The following is an 18,628-nucleotide window of genomic DNA, read 5'->3' on the forward strand; positions in this document are numbered from 1 at the left end:
GCCGTCCATGCCCCAGATCCCCCACTTCATAGCCCCCAGCCACCACACCGACCCGGCCCAGGCGCTGGCCCAGGTGCAGCGCATCTACCAGCAGCAGATTGAACACCTGCGCGCCGCCATGCAGCGCTTTGTCGCTGGCGACATTCCAGTGCAACCGGTGCACGCGTTCTATCCCTTTGTGCGTGTGCACACCACCACCGTGGCGCGCGCCGACAGCACGCTGGCTTATGGTTTTGTCGAGGGCCCCCCGGGGCGCTACGAAACCACGCTGACCCGCCCCGACCTGTTTGGCGCCTACTATGCCGAGCAGTTTCGGCTGCTGCGCAAAAATCATGGCGTGGAGTTGGAAGTGGGCACCAGTACGCACCCGATCCCGATCCACTTCTCGTTTGCCGAGCACGACCACATTGAGGGCTCGCTCAGCCCCGAGCGGCGCACCCTCATGCGCGACCTATTTGACCTGCCGGACCTGGCCGCCATGGACGATGGCATTGCCAACGGCACTTGGCAGGCGCTCCCGGGCGAGGCGCAGCCGCTGTCGCTGTTCACCGCGCCGCGCGTGGACTATTCGCTGCACCGCCTGCGCCACTACACCGGCACCCTGCCGGAGTGGTTCCAGAACTTTGTGCTGTTCACCAACTACCAGTTCTACATCGACGAATTCGTGCGCCTGGGACATGCCGAGATGGCGAATCCGGACAGCGAATACACCGCTTTCATCGAGCCGGGTAACGTCATCACGCGCAGAAGCGGGCTGGCAGCGCAGGCCAACGACGAGCTGGGCGTGCCGCCGCCGCGCCTGCCGCAAATGCCCGCCTACCACCTAGTGCGCGCCGACAAGAGCGGCACCACCATGGTCAACATCGGTGTCGGCCCGGCCAATGCCAAAACCATCACCGACCACATTGCCGTACTGCGCCCGCACGCCTGGATGATGCTGGGCCACTGCGCCGGCCTGCGCCACACCCAGCAGCTGGGCGACTACGTGCTGGCGCACGCCTATGTGCGCGAAGACCATGTGCTGGACGAAGAACTACCGCTGTGGGTACCGATTCCGGCGCTGGCAGAAATCCAGGTGGCGTTGGAACAGGCGGTGGCCGACGTGACGCAAATGGGGCGCGACCAGCTCAAGCGCATCATGCGCACCGGCACCGTGGCCAGCACCGACAACCGCAATTGGGAGCTGCTGCCGGACAACCTGCCCCAGCGCCGCTTCAGCCAGAGCCGGGCGATTGCGCTGGACATGGAGAGCGCCACCATCGCCGCTAACGGTTTTAGGTTTCGGGTGCCCTACGGCACCTTGCTGTGCGTCAGCGACAAGCCGCTGCACGGCGAGATCAAGCTGCCCGGCATGGCCAACCATTTCTACCGCGAGCGCGTCGATCAGCACCTGCGCATCGGTATGCGCACCATTGAGCTGCTGCGCGAAGGCGGCACGCACCGCCTGCACAGCCGCAAGCTGCGCAGCTTTGCCGAGGTGGCTTTTCAGTAAAAAATGTATCAATATGCCTACGAAAAAGCCATTGTTACCCCCGGTGGCTTTTTTCGTATGGCGAACTACCTAAGACAAACCCTGTGTTGGTCGCACAACGCACTCTCCACAATGGTCCGTGGGCCACAGCGCGCCCACCACATAAAAACCAGGAGACAACGCGTGATGCATTCCCCCTCTATCCCCCCTACCGACGGCACCCCTTGGCGCCTTCTTGCCCTTGCCAGTGCCGCCTTGGCCCTCACCGCCTGCGGTGGAAACGACTCGCATCGTTTTAATTTTGATGACGCCAGCAAAGACCTTGCGACCCAGCAAGTGGCTGAAGGCAAGATCGGCCTGCCCACCAAAGGCGCCACCGTGACGTCGATTGAAACCCCATCTGCGGCCAGCGGAGCCCAGCCCCCTGCCTCCGTGCGCGCCAATATCAGCATTGCACCCGTCGATCCTGCAGCACCCGCTATCAAAATGGGACTGTTGCTGCCCAAAGAGTGGAACGGCAAGGTCGTGATGTTGGGAGGCGGCGGCTACAACGGCGTCCTGCCCAGCCTCTACACCTACCCCGCCGCCCCGGCCAGCCAGGGCGCCTACCCCTTGCTGGCCCAAGGCTACGCGGTGTTTGCCAGCGACTCGGGCCACCAAGCGGGCGCCGCCGGCAGCCGCGATGGCAGTTTTGGCACTAACGACGAGGCAGTGGCCAACTTCTCAGGCAACGCCTTGAAGAAGGTCAGTGACGTGGCCGATGTACTGGTCACCCGCTTTTACGGCAAACAGCCCGAGCGCCGCTACTTCCTGGGGGGATCGACCGGCGGCCGCGAGGCCCTCGCCGTGGCACAAAAATGGCCTGCTGATTGGGACGGCGTCGTCGCTTGGTACCCAGCCTGGAACGCAGCCAGCCTGGACTTGCAGTTTGGCCGCCTGAGCCGCGCTTTTGCACAACCCGGCGCCTACCCCAGCCTGGCCCAGCGCAAGTTGCTGCACCAGTCCGCCATCGCCCAGTGCGATGCATTGGATGGCGCTGCAGACGGTGTGATCAGTAACGTAGCGGCCTGCAACGCGCAGTTTGACCCGGCTACCGCCCAAGTCAACGGCGCCCCCCTGCGCTGCGCCAGCGGCAGCAACGAAGGCGATCAGTGCCTATCGGACGCAATGATCAGCGCACTCAAAACCTACAACACCGCCATCACCTTCAACGCCCCGCTCGGCAGTGGCGAAACCCAGTACCCGGGTTTTAACGTGTGGGGCGCCGATCTGGGCGAAGAAGGCAGCAGCCCGCTGCAACCCACGGTCAACCTGCTGGCGATGAATACCACTGCCCCCGCCAGCCCGGCGCCGCTGACCGCGCCTTACTGGGCGGTGTTCTGGGACCAATGGGTGCGCAACTTTGTGACACGCGATGCCAACTTTGACACGCTCTCGCTGGACCCGCAAAACCCCGGGGTCTGGACCGACCGCATCCACCAACTGAGCCAACTGCAAGACATCAACAGCACCGACCTCTCCGCCTTCAACCAGCGCGGCGGCAAGCTGTTGATGGCGCACGGCACGGCGGACGTACTGGTCAGCACCCGCGCCACCGAGCAGTACTACCAGCGTTTAACGCAAACCATGGGCGCCGCCAACGTCAAGTCCTTTGCCCGCTACTACGAAGTACCGGGTTACGGCCACGCCGCCAGCACCACGTTCAACGCCAACTGGGATTCGCTCAAGGCACTGGACCAGTGGGTAACCACCGGCACCGCACCCACGGCGCAAGTGGTGAGCGATACCGCCGGCGTGCCCGGCCGCACTCGGCCACTGTGTGAGTACCCCACGTGGCCACGCTATAACGGCGCAGGCGATGTGAACCAGGCGGAGAGCTTTAGCTGTGTGACGCAGTAAGGTTTTTTATTCAATGGTTAGCTGCTTGCACTTGGTGGAAGCAGCTTTTCGATACATGCTCCGTCCAGCAAAGCCGTCGCTGCCCAGGTTGCAGGCACAAAAAAACCCGGAACACCACCCATCAGGGCCATGTTCCGGGATCAGGCTGCGACACCACTATAGGCCATCCAGCCCTGCAGCGCGCATCCACTATAAAATAAATAGCTTAAAGCGCTTATCCCAAAAGGGCTGCAGGCGCTTTTAACCTATTTTTAGACCATATCTGCAGTCATCAGGCGCTCGGCCTGCATCGGGTGGGCACCACTGGAGGTGTCCTGGCGGATCAGCCGGGACGCTTCGCGCGCTGCCACACGGCCTTCATCGGTCGGCACGACCCAAACTTCGACCAAGCTATCCGCCGCGTGGATCGCCTGCGCGCCCAGATCGGCGCTGGCTTGTGCATTGCGCACCGGGTCGATCTGCACACCCAACCAGCCCAGGCGCTCGCACACCTGCGCGCGCAGCACGGCATCGTTTTCGCCAATGCCACCGCTGAAGGCCAGCACATCGAGCCCCCCCATACAGGCCACCAAAGCACCCGTTTCACGCACCACCCGGTGCGTGAACTGATCAATAGCGCGCTTTGCAGCCTCCGAGCCGTCGGCGCGCAGGCGGCGCATGTCGGCAGAAATGCCCGACACGCCCAACAGGCCGCTTTGCTTGTAAAGCAGCTTTTCGATCTGCGCGTGTGTCCAGCCCTGCTCCATCAGGTACAGCGGCACCCCGGCGTCGAGCGCACCGCTGCGCGTACCCATCATCAAGCCATCCAGCGCTGAAAAGCCCATGGTGGTGGCGCAGCTTTTGGCATCTTTGGCACCACACAGACTGGCGCCGTTGCCCAAGTGGGCCATCAGCACCCGACCGCGCGCGCGCAGCGAGTGGTGCAGCAATTCATCCATGATGAATTGGTACGACAGGCCATGGAAACCGTAACGGCGCACCCCTTGCGCAGCCAGTGATTGCGGCAAGGCAAAGGCGTAATCCACCTCGGGCAGCGTGCCGTGGAAAGCGGTGTCGAAACACGCCACCTGCGGCAGTTCCGGGAAGGCCAAGCGGAACGAGCGAATGCCTTCCAAGTTGTGCGGCTGGTGCAGCGGGGCGAGCGAGTTCAGGCGCGCCAGGCGCTCCAGTACCTCATCGGTGACCAGTACGCTCTCGCGAAACTCTTGGCCGCCATGCACCACACGGTGTGCCACGGCGATGATGGCGGGCGTGCCCTGCAGCTGCGCCAGCAGGGCGCGCAAGCGCGCCAGTGCCTGCACAAAAGCGCTTTGCGCCGGGTCCAGCGCCAGCAGCTCGGTGTGGCGCTGGCCGGCAAAGGTCCAGCCGATTTCGGGCGCACCGTCCGGCTCCAGACCCTGGATGTTGCCGGTCAGCACGCTGGCCTGCACCTCACCTGCGTGCAGCGGGTGCAGTGAAAATTTCAGCGAGGACGAGCCCGCGTTGACAGCAAGAATAGCCATGGCAGTCCGCCTTTTCAGTCTTTGAGCAGGGCAGCGGCGCGCACCGTGCGCTCGCGGCGGGCGTCGTAGGCCGCCAGCACGGCCAGCAGCGCCGAAGACACACGGGCACGCGGACCGTCGGCGCGGCTGGTCAGAGCGATGGGCACGCGCGCGCCGAGCACTAGGCCAGCGCCCGTCGCGCCGCCAAGGTATTCCAGCTGTTTGGCCAGCATGTTGCCGCTCTCCAGATCGGGTACCGCCAGGATGTCGGCGTGACCGGCCACCACCGAGGTGATGTGCTTGATTTCAGCGGCTTCGGCGGAGATGGCATTGTCAAACGCCAGCGGGCCGTCCAGGATACCGCCCTGGATCTGGCCGCGATCGGCCATCTTGCACAGCGCGGCAGCGTCCAGGGTAGAGGGAATATGGGCACTGACGGTTTCGACCGCCGACAGAATGGCCACCTTGGGAAGGTCCACGCCCATGATGCGGGCGAAGTCGATGGCGTTCTGGATGATATCCACCTTTTCTGCCAGATTGGGGCGGATGTTCAGTGCGGCATCGGTGATCAGCAGGGGCTTGGGGTACAGCGGCACGTCAAAGCGGAACACGTGCGACATGCGCCGGCCGGTGCGCAGCGAGGGCTCAGCCAGCACGGCCTTGAGCATTTCATCGGTGTGCAGGCTGCCCTTCATGATCACTTCGACCTCGCCGCGTGCGGCCATGCCAGCGCCCATCTGGGCGGCAGCGTGGCTGTGCTCGACATCCACAATTTCCACACCTTCGAGGCTGATATTGGCTTCTGCCGCAACGAAACGGATGCGCTTGGCGGGGCCAATCAGCACCGGCACGATCAGGCCGTGGCGGGCCGAATCGATGGCGCCGCTGAGCGAGCCGGTATCGCACGGGTGCACCACGGCGCAGCGTACGGCTTCTTTGCCGGCGGCCAGCGCCAACAATTCCTTGAAACGCATTTCCGGGTCGAACAGCTGGATTTGCGGCGCATTGATCTTGGGCAGGCGCACTTTTTCCGTCGGTGGCATGACGCGGGCAGTGCCGTGCAGCACGACGGCGCCTTTTTGGTTGACCACTTGGCAGTCCAGCTCGGCACGTTTTTTCTCATCGTCCTTGCTGATCACGGTGGCCGTGACGGTGAGCGTGTCGCCAATGCGCACCGGCTTGACGAACTTCAGGTTCTGTTCGAGGTAAATGGTGCCCGGGCCGGGAAACTCGGTCCCCAGCAGCGCCGAGATCAGCGCACCGCCCCACATGCCGTGCGCAATCACGCCGTGGAACAAAGTGTCGTTGGCGTATTCGGCGTTCAGGTGGGCTGGGTTGGTATCACCGGAAACGGCGGCAAAAGCCTGGATGTCGGCTTGCGTCAGGGTGCGCAGCAGGCGTGCGCTTTGGCCGATGGAGAGTTCGTCGTAAGTGACGTTTTCAAGCCATTGGATGTCTTGGGTCAAATTCATGTTCATGGCGGGTGATCCTTGGATGACAGAGGCAAAGGTTAAAAAATCAGCCCATGGCGTGGCAGCCGCCATCGACATAAATGGTCTGGCCGGTCATGCCCGAAGCCGCGTCGGAGCACAGAAAACTGCACAACTGGGCAATCTCTTCGAGGTGCACCAGACGGCCCAGCGGTGCCTTGCGCACGGCGTTGGCCATCAGCGCGTCAAAGTCGGCAATGCCGGACGCGGCGCGCGTCAGGATCGGGCCGGGCGAGACGGCATGAACGCGGATGCGCTTGGAACCCAGCTCCATCGCCATGTAGCGCACCATCGACTCCAAGGCGGCCTTGACCGGGCCCATCACGCCGTAGTTGGGCACGGCTTCGTCCGCGCCGAGGTAGGTCATGCTGAGCATGCTGCCACCGTTGGGCATGTGCGGCGCGCACAGATGGGCCAACTTGGCAAAGGAGTGGCACGACACCGTCATGGCGCGGGCAAAACCGGCGCTGGAGCTGTCAATCACCTGGCCGTGCAGGTCGGCCAGCGGCGCCCAGGCGATCGAGTGCACGACAAAGTCCAGGTGGCCCAGGCGCTCGACAGCACGCGCCACCAGATTTTCCAGTTCACCCTCCTGCTCGACGTCGCAGGGCACCAGCTCCACTCCGATGGGTGCGGTCAGGGGCTCGACAAAACGGCGCGCCTTCTCGTTCAGACACGACACCACGACTTCAGCGCCCATAGCGTGGGCCATTTGGGTGCAGCCCCAGGCGATGCTGTGCTCGTTGGCCAAGCCCAGAATGAGACCCTTTTTACCTGCCAAGCTGAAGGGGGATGGATTGAGCGTCATAGAAAAAACTCCAAAAAAGCCAGGGACGGTCATACCGCGCTTGCTGGCAGAGGCACCAAAGTGCTAAAAAAGAAAAATTCAGAAACCGTCAAACACACGGCGCAGGTCGACGCCGGCAGCGCCAGGCTTGAAGCCTTCCAGCTCCAACTGATCCTGGGCATTGACCAAAATACAGCGCGTGGCTTGCACGCCCACACGCTCCACGTAACGGCGCGAGACACCATAACGCAGCACCAGCAGGGCACGCAGTTCTTCCTGCTGGTTTGACTTGCGCCGCTCCGGACCAGCAGGCGGCAGGGCACTGACACGGCGTTCATGGCCGCCGGGGATGCCCCCATCCATGTTCAGCAGGCGATCAAGCTCGTTGTCGTTTTGCAGATTCACGTCGAGCAGCGTGGCCAAGCGCGCAATGCGGGCACTGAGCTGTTCGACGGAGTTGGACATGCGCTCCAATTGCGCAGTCAGCGCCTCTGCCGTGCCGTCTTTTTCAGTCGGCATACCGCACCATCACATATTCGCCAGGCGCATCGCACAACACGTTTGCCGGGTCGATGGCCGGAGGCGCCACCGGTTTGCCGGAACGCTCCTGCAGCCAGGTGTGCATGGCTTCCCACCACGAACCCTCACGCAACGGCGCATTGGCCACCCAGTCGTCGGGATCCATCCAGCCCTGGTTCTTTTCGGTGCAGGCAATCTGGTAGCTGCGGCGCGGGCGACCCGGCTCGGACACGATGCCGGCGTTGTGCCCACCGGCAGCCAGAATGAAAGTGACTTGGGTGTCGGTTTGCAGGTTGATCTTGTAGACCGAGCGCCACGGCGAAACATGGTCGCGCGCGGTGCCTACCACCAGCATCGGCGCGTCAATATCCATCAGCGCCACGGTCTCGCCAGCCACGCGGTACTGACCGGCGGCCAGGGCGTTGTTCAGGAACAGCGAGGACAGGTACTCAGAGTGCATCCGCGCCGGCAAGCGGGTGACGTCGGCGTTCCAGCTCATCATGTCGAAGTCGGCGTCCTCCTGGCCCAACAGGTAGCGGCGCGTGCTGCGCGACCACACCAGATCGCGCGAGTTGAGAAATTGGAACGAACTGGCCATGGCGCGGCCCGACAAATAACCGGTGCTGTCCATTTTCTGGCGCAGCGTCATCAGCTGGTCGTCATCGATAAACACCCCCATTTCACCCGGCTCGCTGAAGTCGGTCTGCGCGGCCAGCAGCGTGACGCTGGCCAGCTCGGGCATGTCCGGCAGATCCTGGCTACGGCGGTGCGGCACTCGGCCATCGACGCCAAGGCTTTTGTGCCCTAGCGATGCGGCGACGATGGCCAGAAAGGTGCCGCCCAGGCAGTAGCCCAGGGTGTGGATGCGCGGTGCTTTGGTACGCTGCTTGACGGCGGCCATCGCCTCCATCACGCCCATGCGCAGGTAGTCCTGCATCTTCAGGTCACGGTCGGAGGCATCGGGGTTGCGCCACGACACCACAAACACCGTGTGGCCCTGGCCCACTAAGTAGCGCACCATGGAGTTGCTCGGTGACAAGTCCAGGATGTAGTACTTCATGATGCACGAGGGCACGATGAGCACCGGCTCCGGGTAGACCTTGGCGGTGGTCGGCGTGTATTGGATCAGCTCGATCAGGTGGTTACGGTACACCACCTTGCCCGGCGTCACGGCCACGTCTTTGCCCACTGCGAAGGTCAGAGGCTGCAGCGATTCAGCGCCGGCAGCGGTGTCGTTTTTAGCGGCACGCGCCTCGGCCATGTCTTCCTTAAGGAGCTGGAAGCCCGCGCGCAGGCTTTCACCACCGGTTTCGCAGGCCTTTTTGATCACTTCAGGGTTGGTCGTCGGCCAGTTCGAAGGCGCGAGTGAGTCCATCATCTGGCGCGCGAAAAAATTCACCACCTGACTGTTGTGGCGCGACATGCCATCGACCTGGGTGGCTTCACGCAACCACGTATCGCTGGCCTTGAAGCCCTCTTTCAGAGTGGCAAAAGGCCATTGGTTCCAACCAGCATCACCAAAGCGGTTGTCCATATCGGGCACTGGCTCGCCTTTATCGTCCGTCTCCGGGTTGGACACCGCCAGCAGGGCCTGCTGGGTCAGGGCCATGGCGCGTTGCGCCAACACCATCTGGCGCCCTGGCGAGGCCATCATGTGCATGGCCCAATCGGCGCTGGCCATTGCCAGGGAAATGGGCGACAAACCCATGCTGCTGCGCGACAACTGGGAGTGGCACATTTCATCCAGTGCCTTGGCTGCTTCAGCTTGGCGCTGAGACGCCACACTAGACTTCATCTTCTTTTCCATGGACAACCTCTGGTATGCATTTGCTGCGTTTGGTTACAAGAGAGTGAGTATGCCAAATTTCACACTTGTCGCGGCTTTGTATCAGTAGTTGCTCCAGCACAAAATTTGACCAAAATCAGGCAAAGACCATCCTGTACAGCTGGTTTTTTAGGGGGGCGCGTGCCTGGCTATTCTATTTTTACTCTTCCATAAACTATTAAACAAATAGCTGCCAGCGCAGGCTCAGAAAGCCCTAGAGGCCATTTTTATGCTTATTTTTTCAGCATTTATTTTCTGTCTAAAAATCTATACCACACAATAGAAAGCATGAATAACGCGACCTCCAGCGCACCGTTGCTAAAAGTCCATGCCTTGCGCAAGCAGTACGGCGGTAGCACCGTGGTCGATGGCGTGTCCTTTTGCATTGCACCGGGCGAGTGTCTGGGCGTGATTGGCCCCAACGGCGCCGGCAAAACCACCACCATCCGTCTGTGCCTGGGGCTGGCGCTGCCCGATGGCGGCAGCGTGACCTACCAGCCGCCGGGTGGCACACCCACGCTGCAGATGCCGCACGACGCCCTGGCCATCAAGGCGCAACTGGGGGTGGTGACGCAGTTCGACACGCTCGACCCGGACTTCAGCTGCGCCGAGAATCTGCGCGTCTATGGCAGCTACTTTGGCCTGTCACGTGCCACGCTGGACGAGCGCATCCCGCGCCTGCTGGAATTTGCCGCACTCACCCACAAGGCGCAGGCCAAGCCCGGCGAACTTTCAGGCGGCATGAAGCGTCGCCTGTCGCTGGCGCGCGCACTGGTCAACGCGCCGCAATTGCTGCTGCTGGACGAACCCACCACCGGGCTGGATCCACAGGCGCGCCACCTGATGTGGGAGCGCCTGCAGCGCCTGGTGCAGCAGGGCACCTCGATCCTGCTGACGACGCACTTCATGGACGAGGCCGAGCGCCTGTGCTCGCGCCTGCTGGTGCTCGACCATGGCCGCATCCTGGCCCAGGGCACGCCGCGCACGCTGATTGCCCAGCACCTGGAGCGCGACGTGGTCGAGGTCTATGGCACCGGCGCGCTGGCGCTGCAGCACGACGCCGCGCTGACCGCGCTGGCGGCGCGCGTCGAGGTCAGCGGCGAGACGGTGTTTTTCTACACCCCCGACGCCGCGCCCCTGCTGCAGGCGCTGGCCGCCCACACCGCGCTGCGCGTGCTGCACCGCCCGGCAAATCTGGAAGACCTGTTCCTCAAACTCACCGGACGCCAGATCCGCGAAGATGGCTGAATCCAGACTTCCCATCAGGCGCACTTTCGGCACGGCCTGGCAGCCCCCTTGCTAGACAGCTCCGAGATACGTCAGATGGAAATCTGAGCATCTCAAAAACATAAAGAGAGGGTAGTTTTAATGGTTTTCAGCGAAGACTCACGGGTCAAGGCCGAACAGGACAACCCGACCATCGGCCTGCTGCTGTGCAAGAACAAAAACAAGGTGGTGGCCGAATACGCGCTGCGGGATACCGCCCAGCCCATTGGCGTGGCGCACTACCAGCTCGTCGAATCCTTGCCCGCTGCGTTGCAAACCAACTTGCCCAGCATCGAGCAGATCGAGAGCGAACTGAGGGGCGGGGAATGAGCACGCGCCTGCCAGAAGAACTGACTCTTGGCCTGCCCAAGCACCCATTGCAGGCAAAATAACTCCTGAAAATATAGCTGCCAGCGCTTGATGGATAAGGGCTAGAAGCCAATTTCATTCAAAATTGATCCATCACACCTTGCCCAACTCGCCCGAGCCGAGCAGCATGACCTTGGTGGAATGGGGGAGAGCGGGGTGTCGAGCGTCCTTATGGTGCCTTAGATGGACATAAAAACTTCCGGCCACTGTAATCCGCAGCGGCGCGCGCCAAATGCGCACAATACGACCATGCGCTCCACCACCCTGCCCGACCGCACCGCCGGTCCCTCGATCTGGCGTCCGCCCGGCCTTTCGGGCCGCTGGTGGCCGGTGTTTTTGCGCCACCTGCGCGTCTGGCGCAAGCTGGCCGTGCCCAGCTTGGTGGGCAACATTGCCGAGCCGCTGATGTGGCTGGTGGCCTTTGGCTACGGCATGGGCGCGCTGGTCGGCGAACTGACGGTGAACGGGCAAAAGGTGCCCTACATCCTGTTCCTGGCCAGCGGCTCAATCTGCATGAGCGCCATGAACGCCGCCAGTTTTGAGGCACTGTATTCCGCCTATTCGCGCATGGAAGTGCAAAAAACCTGGGACGGCATTCTGAACACGCCCGTCGGGCTGGACAACATTGTGCTGGCCGAGATGCTGTGGGCCGCGTTCAAGGCGCTGTTCAGCGCCACCGCCATTCTGGGCGTGATGCTGGCACTGGGCATCAGCCACAGCCCCAAACTGTGGGTGGCCTGGCCGGTGCTGCTGGGCGTGGGTGTGATGTTTTCGAGCATCGCGCTGATCTTCAACGCGCTGGCCAAAAGCTACGACTTCTTCACCTACTACTTCACGCTGGTGCTCACGCCGATGATGTTTTTGTCGGGCGTGTTCTTTCCGCGCGAACAGCTGCCGCCGCTGGTGCGGGCGGTGTCGGACTGGCTGCCGCTGACCAACGCCATCGAGTTGGTGCGCCCGATGTTCATGGACCAGTGGCCGGCCCAGCCGCTACGCCACGCGCTGGTGCTGGCAGTCACCACGCTGCTGGCGTTCTGGCTGGCACTGGCGCTGACGCGGCGGCGCTTTGCCCGGTGAGCCCCGGCTGCTTTGCAAGCATCTTTTTTAATAGCTGCAAGCGCTTATCGCATCAGCGTTGGCAGCACTTTTAACCCCAAACTGTTGGCTCCTCAGCGCGCCGCCAGATCCGGCGCTTCCACCAGCGTACTCAGTGGCAGATCGTGCAATTCCTGCAGCAACAGCACCAGTTGCGCCGCCGCCGCCTGTACCACGGCGCGGCCTTTGTCGGCGCTGGCGGCAGCAGCGTTGCCGACCGCGCCAGCCGGGTGGTAGTCCTGCATCTGCCAGCCGAATTTGGCGCTTTTGCCGTTGCCCAGGAGGGCGTAACGCGCGGCGCGGTCTTGCGAGGTGGAATGGAAGTCGCGCGCATGTTCCATCTGCACCGTGCCCGGCGCCAGGTGCAGCATCATCGAGGTCTCGATGTCGCCGGCGTGGATGCCAAAGCGGTGCTCGTCGGCGCTGAACTGGCCGGCCACCTCCTCCGGCAGCGGCAGGCTGAACCAACTGGCGCTGTAGACCAGCAATTGCTGCTGCGTGCGCAGTTCGCGCGCCACGATGTCCATCACGCTGACTTGGCCGCCGTGGCCATTGAACAGCAGCAGCTTGTGGATGCCGGCGCGCGCCACGCACTCGCCCAGCTGCGTCCACAGCGCCAGCAGCGTGGCTGGCGCCAGCGTCAGCGTGCCGGGGTAGCGGCTGTGTTCGGGGCTCAGGCCGACGTTTTGCGGTGGCAGCACCAGCACCGGCAGCCCGGCCGGCAGCTGCGCCAGCGCGGCGTCGAGCACGCCGTGCAGCAGCGCCGCATCGACCGACAGCGGCAGGTGCGGCCCGTGCTGCTCGGTGGCGGCGACGGGCAGCACCGCCACGGTGGCGGCGGCCAGGCCGTTGTGCTGGGCCGCAGCAAAGTCGCGCGCCGACACTTCGGCCCACCAGCGCGAGGGCCAGGCGGGGGGTGAAACAGGGGAAGGATTCATGCCACGCATGGTAGGGGATAGCACCGGCGCCGCGCAGCCAGCCGTTACCATCCGCCGCACCCCTGGAACCAAAGCGCTGCCCTGCGCTCCCACTGAGCCTATGTCGCACCGCTTCTTCCAACGCCTTCTTCTCTCTTTCTTTTTCATAGCTGCCAGCGCTTTATCCACCGGCGTTAACGCCCAATTCAGCTTCAAAAATGACAGCGCCCAGAGCAGCACTGTGGTCAGTACGCCGCGTGTGCGTGCCGAACTGGTGGCGCACGCGCCGCAGGGCGTGGCGCCGGGCCAGCCGCTGTGGCTGGGGCTGCAGCTCACGCACCAGCCGGGCTGGCACACCTACTGGAAAAACCCCGGCGATTCCGGCCTGCCGACCGAGTTGACCTGGACGCTGCCCGAGGGCGCAGACGTCGGTGACATCGCCTGGCCGGTGCCGCAAAAACTGCGCGTCGAGCAGATGGCCAACTACGGCTACGACGGCACGGTGCTGCTGCCAGTGCCGCTGCAACTGCTCCCTGACTTCAAGGCGCCCCTGCTGGCGGGCGCGGGCGAGGCCCTCACCGTGCGCCTGCACGCCACCTGGCTGGCTTGCAAGCTCGAATGCATTCCCGAAGAAGGCGACTTCACCCTGCAATTGCCACTGCGTGGCTCTACCGCCTTGCACGCCAGCGCCTTCGATGCCGCACTGGCAGCACAACCGCAGCCGCTCAGCGGTGACAGCAGCGTGCGCGTCGATGGCGAGCAATTGCAGATCCGCATCCCTGGCCTGCCGGTGGCCGTGCACGGACAAACGCTACAACTGTTTTCTGAAGCGCCCGCCGTCATCGTGCACGCGGCCGAATCCGGCAGTGGCTGGACGCAGGCTTGGCAAGGTGACGTCTGGACGGCCACCCTGCCGCTGTCGCCCGAGCGCGGTGCAAGTCTGGCCCACCTGCCTTTGGTGCTGGCCCTGACCACACCGCCACAAACCACGACCGCCGGTGCTGACGGCGCGCGCGCCTGGCGCACCGTGGCCACAGTCGAGGGTGCCTGGAGCGCCGCCGCCCCCGGCGCCGTGGTGTCACCCGCGCTGGCCGCCGCGTTGGAAGCCAACCGCGCCTTGAGTGCAGCCCCTGCCTCCGCGCCGGCCAATATCACCCGCCTGCGCACCTTGCTCATGGCGCTGCTGGGCGGCTTGCTCGGCGGCCTGATCCTGAACCTGATGCCGTGCGTCTTCCCGGTGCTGGCGATCAAGGTGATGGGCTTTGCCAAACACGGCAGCGACCGGCGGGCGCACCGCCAGGCCGGGCTGGCCTATACCGCCGGCGTGGTGCTGTCGTTTCTGGCGCTGGGCGGCTTGCTGCTGGCCCTGCGCGCTGCCGGTGAGCAACTGGGCTGGGGCTTTCAGTTGCAATCGCCCACCGTGGTGGCGGCGCTGGCAGCGCTGTTCACGCTGATTGGCCTGAACTTGGCCGGCGTGTTCGAGTTTGGCCAATTCGCCCCCGGCCGCTTGGCCGCGCTGCAACTGCGCCACCCCGCCGCCGACGCCTTTTTGACCGGCGTGCTGGCCGTGGCGATTGCCTCGCCGTGCACCGCACCGTTCATGGGCGCATCGCTGGGCTTTGCAATTGACATGCCGGCGACGCAGGCGTTGCTGGTATTTGCCGCTTTAGGCGTCGGCATGGCCTTGCCGTATCTGGCCGCCAGTTGGATTCCGGCGGTGGTCGGCTGGCTGCCGCGTCCCGGCGCGTGGATGGACACCTTCAAGCGCGGCATGGCGTTTCCGATGTTTGCCACCGTGGCGTGGCTGGTGTGGGTGCTGGGCCAGCAAAGCGGCATCGACGGTGCTGGTGCGCTGCTGGTGCTGCTGGTCGCCGGCAGTGCGGTGGTCTGGGCGCTGACGCTGCGCGGACGTACCCGCTGGGTACTCGCTTCTATTTTGATATCTGCTAGCGCTTGGCTGCTGGCGGTTGTCGGTAAAAATGTCACGCAAATGCCCGAAACACAAGCGCTAGCAGCTATTGATTCGATAGCGACCGCCACGTCCAATACGTGGCAGCCGTGGAGTGCCGAGCGCGTCGCCGCGCTGAACGCCAGCGGCCAGCCGGTGTTTGTGGATTTCACCGCCGCGTGGTGCGTCACCTGCCAATACAACAAGCGCACCACCTTGGCCAACCGTGCCGTGCTGGACGACTTTGCCGCGCGCAAGGTCGCGCTGCTGCGCGCCGACTGGACGCGCCGCGACCCGCACATCACAGAGGCGTTATCGCAACTGGGGCGCAGCGGCGTGCCGGTGTACGTGCTGTACGCGCCGGGCAAGCCGCCGGTGGTGATGACCGAAATCTTGACCACGGACGAGGTGCACGGCGCGCTATCCTCGCTGTGAATTTGCCATCTTTAGTTTCACCGGAGCCTGCCCATGTCCCAGCCTACTTTTGACGACACCTTTGTGTCCATCCTGCAAGACTGCCGCACGATTGCCGTGGTCGGCCTCTCGCCCAAGCCCGAGCGCGATAGCCACCATGTCGCCCACTACTTGCAACAGCAGGGCTACCGCATCGTGCCGGTGAACCCGATGGCCACCGAAATTTTGGGTGAGCGCTGCTGGCCCACGCTGACCGAGGCCGCGCAGCACACGCGCATCGACTTGGTCGATGTATTTCGCAACAGCGCCGACGTGCCGCCGATTGCCGACGAAGCCATCGCCATTGGCGCCAAGGCGCTGTGGCTGCAACTGGGCGTGCGCGACGACGCTGCCTGCGAGCGCGCCCGCGCCGCTGGCCTGCAGGTGGTGCAAGACCATTGCGTGCTGGTCGAGCACCAGCGCTTGGTGCGAATAGGCAAATTGCAGCGTTCCCAGTCTTAATCGACTTGTAGCGGCATACACAGCCGATAGCCCCGGCCGCGCAGCGGGCGGATCGGATTGGCCGGTGCGCCATGGGCCAGCAGCTTGCCGCGCAGGCGCGAGACCAACACTTCTAGTTGTGCCTTGCCTTGCTCGTCGATGGGTTTGTTGAGTTTTTCTAGCGCCTGCCAAATCTCCAGCGTGCGTTGTGGTGCCAGCACCAAGGCGTGCAGCAGCACTGCCTCAGAAGTGCGCAGCGCTAGGTCGCCTAGGGGTGTTTTGAGTAGCTCGGCAGCGGTGTCGAGCGCAAAAGCGCTGGGCTGTAGTGTGCCGCTGTGGTGCAGCCGCTGTGCCAGCGCTTGCACAGTGGCGCACAGCTCCTCGGGCTGGGTGGGTTTGGTGAGGTAAATGTCGGCACCGTGTTCGTAACCCGCCAATTTGTGAGCTAGCGTATGGCGCGCAGTGACCATGATGATGCCGATGCGTGGCTGAATCTGGCGCAAGCGCCGCGCCAAACTCAGACCATCTTCGCCCGGTAGGTTGAGGTCGAGAATGGCAATGTCGGCGACAAAATAGGCCGGCAACTCGTCAATGGCTTCGGCGCTGGAGATGCCAATGACTTCGTATCCTTGCGCCGCCAAAACATCGACTGTGACATCAAGCAAAGCCAAGTGGTCTTCCACCACCAGTAGTTGTATCGGCATGGGCGCACTCCATCGGTAGCCAGAGGTCAAAAACAATCAAACCGGCGTCTTGCCGGCAGACGATGCTAGCGCCCAGCTGCTCGGCCAGCGCCTTGACGATGTACAACCCCAGCCCCGAGCCACTTTGCTGGTGCGCGCCAGGAGAGCGGTAATACTTTTCAAACACCTGCGCCGGGTCGGGCAAGCCGGCCACGCCCACGGCGTTTTGGATTTGGATGCGCACACCAGCGCGCGCGTCTTGGGTGCTCAACTCCACATCCATTTGCACCGTACTGTCCGGCGGCGAATATCTCAGCGCGTTATCTATCAAATTACCCAGCACCGTGCGCAGCAGCAGGGGTTCGCTTTGCACGGCGGCGGCGCTGGCGGTGGGTGCCAGATACAGCGAAACGCGCTGCGCTGCTGGCTGCTGCGCCAGCACTTCGCTGAGCAACTCGTCGATGCGACAAGGCTGTAGCTGAAAAATCTCAGCCTGGTCGTCAATTTGGCTGACCAAGGCACAGCGCTCGACAATAGCGTCAATGTCGTTGACCGCCTGTGTGGCGTAGGTCTGCATCCGTGCTGTGGGGTCTTTGGCACCCAAGCGCATACGGATCACCGACAGCGGTGTTTTCAGCTCATGCGTCAGCATCGACAAAAAATGCCGCTGGTGATCGCGCTCGGTACGTTCTTGCTGGGCGGTGGCTTGGGCGCGCTCGGTCTCTAGCGCAGCTTGGTGTAGTTGGTTTTGCATGGTTTGCACGCGCCGCGTCAGCATCAGCTGTAGTGCCAGCAGCGTGGCCAGCGGCCCCAGCTGAAAGCCATAAATCAACCACAACTGCCCCGGCAGCCAGCCCAGCAGCGTAGGCACCACTGACAGCGTGCCCGCCAAGCTAAACAGGTGCGCTGCTAGCAAAAACTTGCCGGTGCTGTTTTCTTGGCGCCACAGTTGCACGCTGCGCACCGTACCGGTCATCAAGGTCAGCGAGATAAACGGCAGCACCACGCTGGCCGCTTCTGGGTAGAGATTCAAAAACGGTGCCGGCAAGCACACCAGCGCCAGCCAGAATTGCGCACGGTACACCCAGCGCATCCACAGCGGCGCGTGGTCAATGTCGAGCGCCAGCATGTAAAAGCGCACGCCAAACAACGCTACCAATAGTGTGCCTAGTGATACCCAGTGGCTGGCCCAGAAGGGCGAATGCGGCAGCAAAAACTCTGCCGCCAGACCGTTGACACCGCTCAAATTCACCAGTGTGGCACCCATGTAGGCGATGAAACGGCGATGCAGGGCCTCGTTGCGCCACAGCCCCTGCCACAGGTTGGCCAGCAGTCCGGCAAAAAACAGGCCAAACAGCACCCCCAGCAGCGCGTATTCGCACGCCGTGTGCTCGGCAAAGTCCTTGGGGTGCCACGCCTTGACGGCCAGCACCGAACTGCTGGTGGTGTGCAGCCGCACATACACCGTGCGCGGGCGTGCATCGGCAAAATCGACCGCCAACACAAACGCCCGGTGCGGAAATTCTTTGGCCGCGTGCGGCAGTAAATCGCCGGCGCGACGAACTTCAAAAGCGCTGCCCGCTTGCGGCTGCGACAGGTAAATTTGCAAATCGTCCAGATACGGCGGGTGGATTTCTAACAGCACCTCACGCTCGCCTTTGGCGTTGGGCGGCGGTGCGTGCAGCGTAAAGCGCAACCAGTGCACAGTGCGCGTAAAGCCGGCAGAAAAACCGTAGGGCATCGGTTTGAATTGCGCCGCCCGCGCCGGCTGACTGACGCTGGCTATGGTCTGCGCCCCATGCGGGTCAGCCAGCACGGCGAGGTCGTTGATGCTCCAAGCATCGGCGGCGTTGCTGGGGGCCGTGAACAGCACCAGCGCCAGTGCCCACCACCAAAGGAGTCTTGTGAGTGGGGCGTGAGCGGTTCGGGGCATAAGCGTGGGTTTTTGGGGTTGGCAAGCTTTGGCAAGCTTTCTCAGAAGGGC

Annotated in this window: 14 protein-coding genes and 1 pseudogene; 7 read left to right on the top strand and 8 right to left on the bottom strand. The window is 63.3% G+C overall.

Features of this window, described 5'->3' with window-relative positions:
- The first annotated feature begins 7 nt into the window (after window positions 1-7).
- Complete coding sequence (locus tag Q390_RS0107555) at window positions 8-1,492, top strand: AMP nucleosidase (RefSeq protein ID WP_027995510.1); 1,485 nt, start codon at window positions 8-10, stop codon at window positions 1,490-1,492.
- A gap of 165 nt (window positions 1,493-1,657) precedes the next feature.
- Window positions 1,658-3,370 (top strand): tannase/feruloyl esterase family alpha/beta hydrolase, encoded by a 1,713-nt coding sequence (locus Q390_RS0107560; RefSeq protein ID WP_051603109.1) that lies wholly within the window; start codon window positions 1,658-1,660, stop codon window positions 3,368-3,370.
- A 251-nt stretch (window positions 3,371-3,621) separates the two neighbouring features.
- Here the strand turns inward: Q390_RS0107560 and Q390_RS17915 are convergent, their stop codons facing one another.
- The 5 genes from Q390_RS17915 to Q390_RS0107585 form a co-directional block, all read right to left on the bottom strand.
- Entirely contained in the window at window positions 3,622-4,872 is a 1,251-nt protein-coding gene (locus Q390_RS17915) for an acetate/propionate family kinase (RefSeq protein WP_051603110.1), read from the bottom strand.
- Window positions 4,873-4,886: 14 nt separating this feature from the next.
- On the bottom strand, window positions 4,887-6,323 hold the full coding sequence (locus tag Q390_RS0107570) for a bifunctional enoyl-CoA hydratase/phosphate acetyltransferase (protein ID WP_027995512.1): 1,437 nt from the start codon (window positions 6,321-6,323) through the stop codon (window positions 4,887-4,889).
- Window positions 6,324-6,369: 46 nt separating this feature from the next.
- Complete coding sequence (fabI, locus tag Q390_RS0107575; RefSeq protein ID WP_027995513.1) at window positions 6,370-7,149, bottom strand: enoyl-ACP reductase FabI; 780 nt, start codon at window positions 7,147-7,149, stop codon at window positions 6,370-6,372.
- 78 nt (window positions 7,150-7,227) lie between these two features.
- Window positions 7,228-7,647, bottom strand: coding sequence for a hypothetical protein (locus Q390_RS0107580; RefSeq protein ID WP_027995514.1), 420 nt, complete (start codon window positions 7,645-7,647; stop codon window positions 7,228-7,230).
- Window positions 7,637-9,454: a PHA/PHB synthase family protein gene (locus Q390_RS0107585; RefSeq protein WP_051603111.1), complete on the bottom strand. Its 1,818-nt coding sequence runs from the start codon at window positions 9,452-9,454 to the stop codon at window positions 7,637-7,639. Before Q390_RS0107585 ends, Q390_RS0107580 begins: the two co-directional genes overlap by 11 nt.
- Window positions 9,455-9,760: 306 nt before the next feature.
- Between Q390_RS0107585 and Q390_RS0107590 the strand changes: the two genes are divergently transcribed.
- From Q390_RS0107590 to Q390_RS0107600, 3 genes and pseudogenes are all read left to right on the top strand, one after another.
- Entirely contained in the window at window positions 9,761-10,720 is a 960-nt protein-coding gene (locus Q390_RS0107590; protein WP_051603112.1) for an ATP-binding cassette domain-containing protein, read from the top strand.
- Between the two features lie 135 nt (window positions 10,721-10,855).
- Window positions 10,856-11,068, top strand: a pseudogene (locus Q390_RS0107595) (PDDEXK nuclease domain-containing protein); the annotation flags it as partial.
- Between the two features lie 288 nt (window positions 11,069-11,356).
- Window positions 11,357-12,184, top strand: a complete 828-nt coding sequence (locus Q390_RS0107600; RefSeq protein ID WP_051603113.1) for an ABC transporter permease — start codon at window positions 11,357-11,359, stop codon at window positions 12,182-12,184.
- Window positions 12,185-12,276: 92 nt separating this feature from the next.
- Here the strand turns inward: Q390_RS0107600 and Q390_RS0107605 are convergent, their stop codons facing one another.
- The gene (locus tag Q390_RS0107605) at window positions 12,277-13,149 is read right to left on the bottom strand and encodes a creatininase family protein (RefSeq protein WP_425423940.1); all 873 of its coding nucleotides are present in this window, start codon (window positions 13,147-13,149) and stop codon (window positions 12,277-12,279) included.
- Window positions 13,150-13,240: 91 nt separating this feature from the next.
- Between Q390_RS0107605 and Q390_RS0107610 the strand changes: the two genes are divergently transcribed.
- Window positions 13,241-15,502 (top strand): thioredoxin family protein, encoded by a 2,262-nt coding sequence (locus Q390_RS0107610; protein ID WP_027995520.1) that lies wholly within the window; start codon window positions 13,241-13,243, stop codon window positions 15,500-15,502.
- A 33-nt stretch (window positions 15,503-15,535) separates the two neighbouring features.
- Window positions 15,536-15,982 (top strand): CoA-binding protein, encoded by a 447-nt coding sequence (locus Q390_RS0107615; protein WP_051603114.1) that lies wholly within the window; start codon window positions 15,536-15,538, stop codon window positions 15,980-15,982.
- Here Q390_RS0107615 and Q390_RS0107620 read toward each other — a convergent pair.
- Window positions 15,979-16,665, bottom strand: coding sequence for a response regulator transcription factor (locus Q390_RS0107620; protein WP_037472433.1), 687 nt, complete (start codon window positions 16,663-16,665; stop codon window positions 15,979-15,981). The two genes, Q390_RS0107615 and Q390_RS0107620, sit on opposite strands and share 4 nt — an antisense overlap.
- Window positions 16,619-18,577 (bottom strand): sensor histidine kinase, encoded by a 1,959-nt coding sequence (locus Q390_RS0107625; protein ID WP_084153816.1) that lies wholly within the window; start codon window positions 18,575-18,577, stop codon window positions 16,619-16,621. The genes Q390_RS0107620 and Q390_RS0107625 overlap by 47 nt, the downstream gene beginning before the upstream one ends.
- Window positions 18,578-18,628 lie beyond the last annotated feature (51 nt).

It is taken from the genome of Simplicispira psychrophila DSM 11588 (assembly GCF_000688255.1).
Classification (GTDB): Bacteria; Pseudomonadota; Gammaproteobacteria; order Burkholderiales; family Burkholderiaceae_C; genus Simplicispira; species Simplicispira psychrophila.

Coding starts and splice junctions, on each gene's coding strand:
- Q390_RS0107570 (WP_027995512.1), bottom strand. CDS start 6,323: ATGAATTTGACCCAAGACATCCAATGGCTTGAAAACGTCACTTACGAC.
- Q390_RS0107585 (WP_051603111.1), bottom strand. CDS start 9,454: ATGGAAAAGAAGATGAAGTCTAGTGTGGCGTCTCAGCGCCAAGCTGAA.
- fabI (WP_027995513.1), bottom strand. CDS start 7,149: ATGACGCTCAATCCATCCCCCTTCAGCTTGGCAGGTAAAAAGGGTCTC.
- Q390_RS0107560 (WP_051603109.1), top strand. CDS start 1,658: ATGCATTCCCCCTCTATCCCCCCTACCGACGGCACCCCTTGGCGCCTT.
- Q390_RS0107625 (WP_084153816.1), bottom strand. CDS start 18,577: ATGCCCCGAACCGCTCACGCCCCACTCACAAGACTCCTTTGGTGGTGG.
- Q390_RS0107600 (WP_051603113.1), top strand. CDS start 11,357: ATGCGCTCCACCACCCTGCCCGACCGCACCGCCGGTCCCTCGATCTGG.
- Q390_RS0107615 (WP_051603114.1), top strand. CDS start 15,536: ATGTCCCAGCCTACTTTTGACGACACCTTTGTGTCCATCCTGCAAGAC.
- Q390_RS0107590 (WP_051603112.1), top strand. CDS start 9,761: ATGAATAACGCGACCTCCAGCGCACCGTTGCTAAAAGTCCATGCCTTG.
- Q390_RS17915 (WP_051603110.1), bottom strand. CDS start 4,872: ATGGCTATTCTTGCTGTCAACGCGGGCTCGTCCTCGCTGAAATTTTCA.
- Q390_RS0107610 (WP_027995520.1), top strand. CDS start 13,241: ATGTCGCACCGCTTCTTCCAACGCCTTCTTCTCTCTTTCTTTTTCATA.
- Q390_RS0107605 (WP_425423940.1), bottom strand. CDS start 13,149: ATGCGTGGCATGAATCCTTCCCCTGTTTCACCCCCCGCCTGGCCCTCG.
- Q390_RS0107620 (WP_037472433.1), bottom strand. CDS start 16,665: ATGCCGATACAACTACTGGTGGTGGAAGACCACTTGGCTTTGCTTGAT.
- Q390_RS0107555 (WP_027995510.1), top strand. CDS start 8: ATGCCCCAGATCCCCCACTTCATAGCCCCCAGCCACCACACCGACCCG.
- Q390_RS0107580 (WP_027995514.1), bottom strand. CDS start 7,647: ATGCCGACTGAAAAAGACGGCACGGCAGAGGCGCTGACTGCGCAATTG.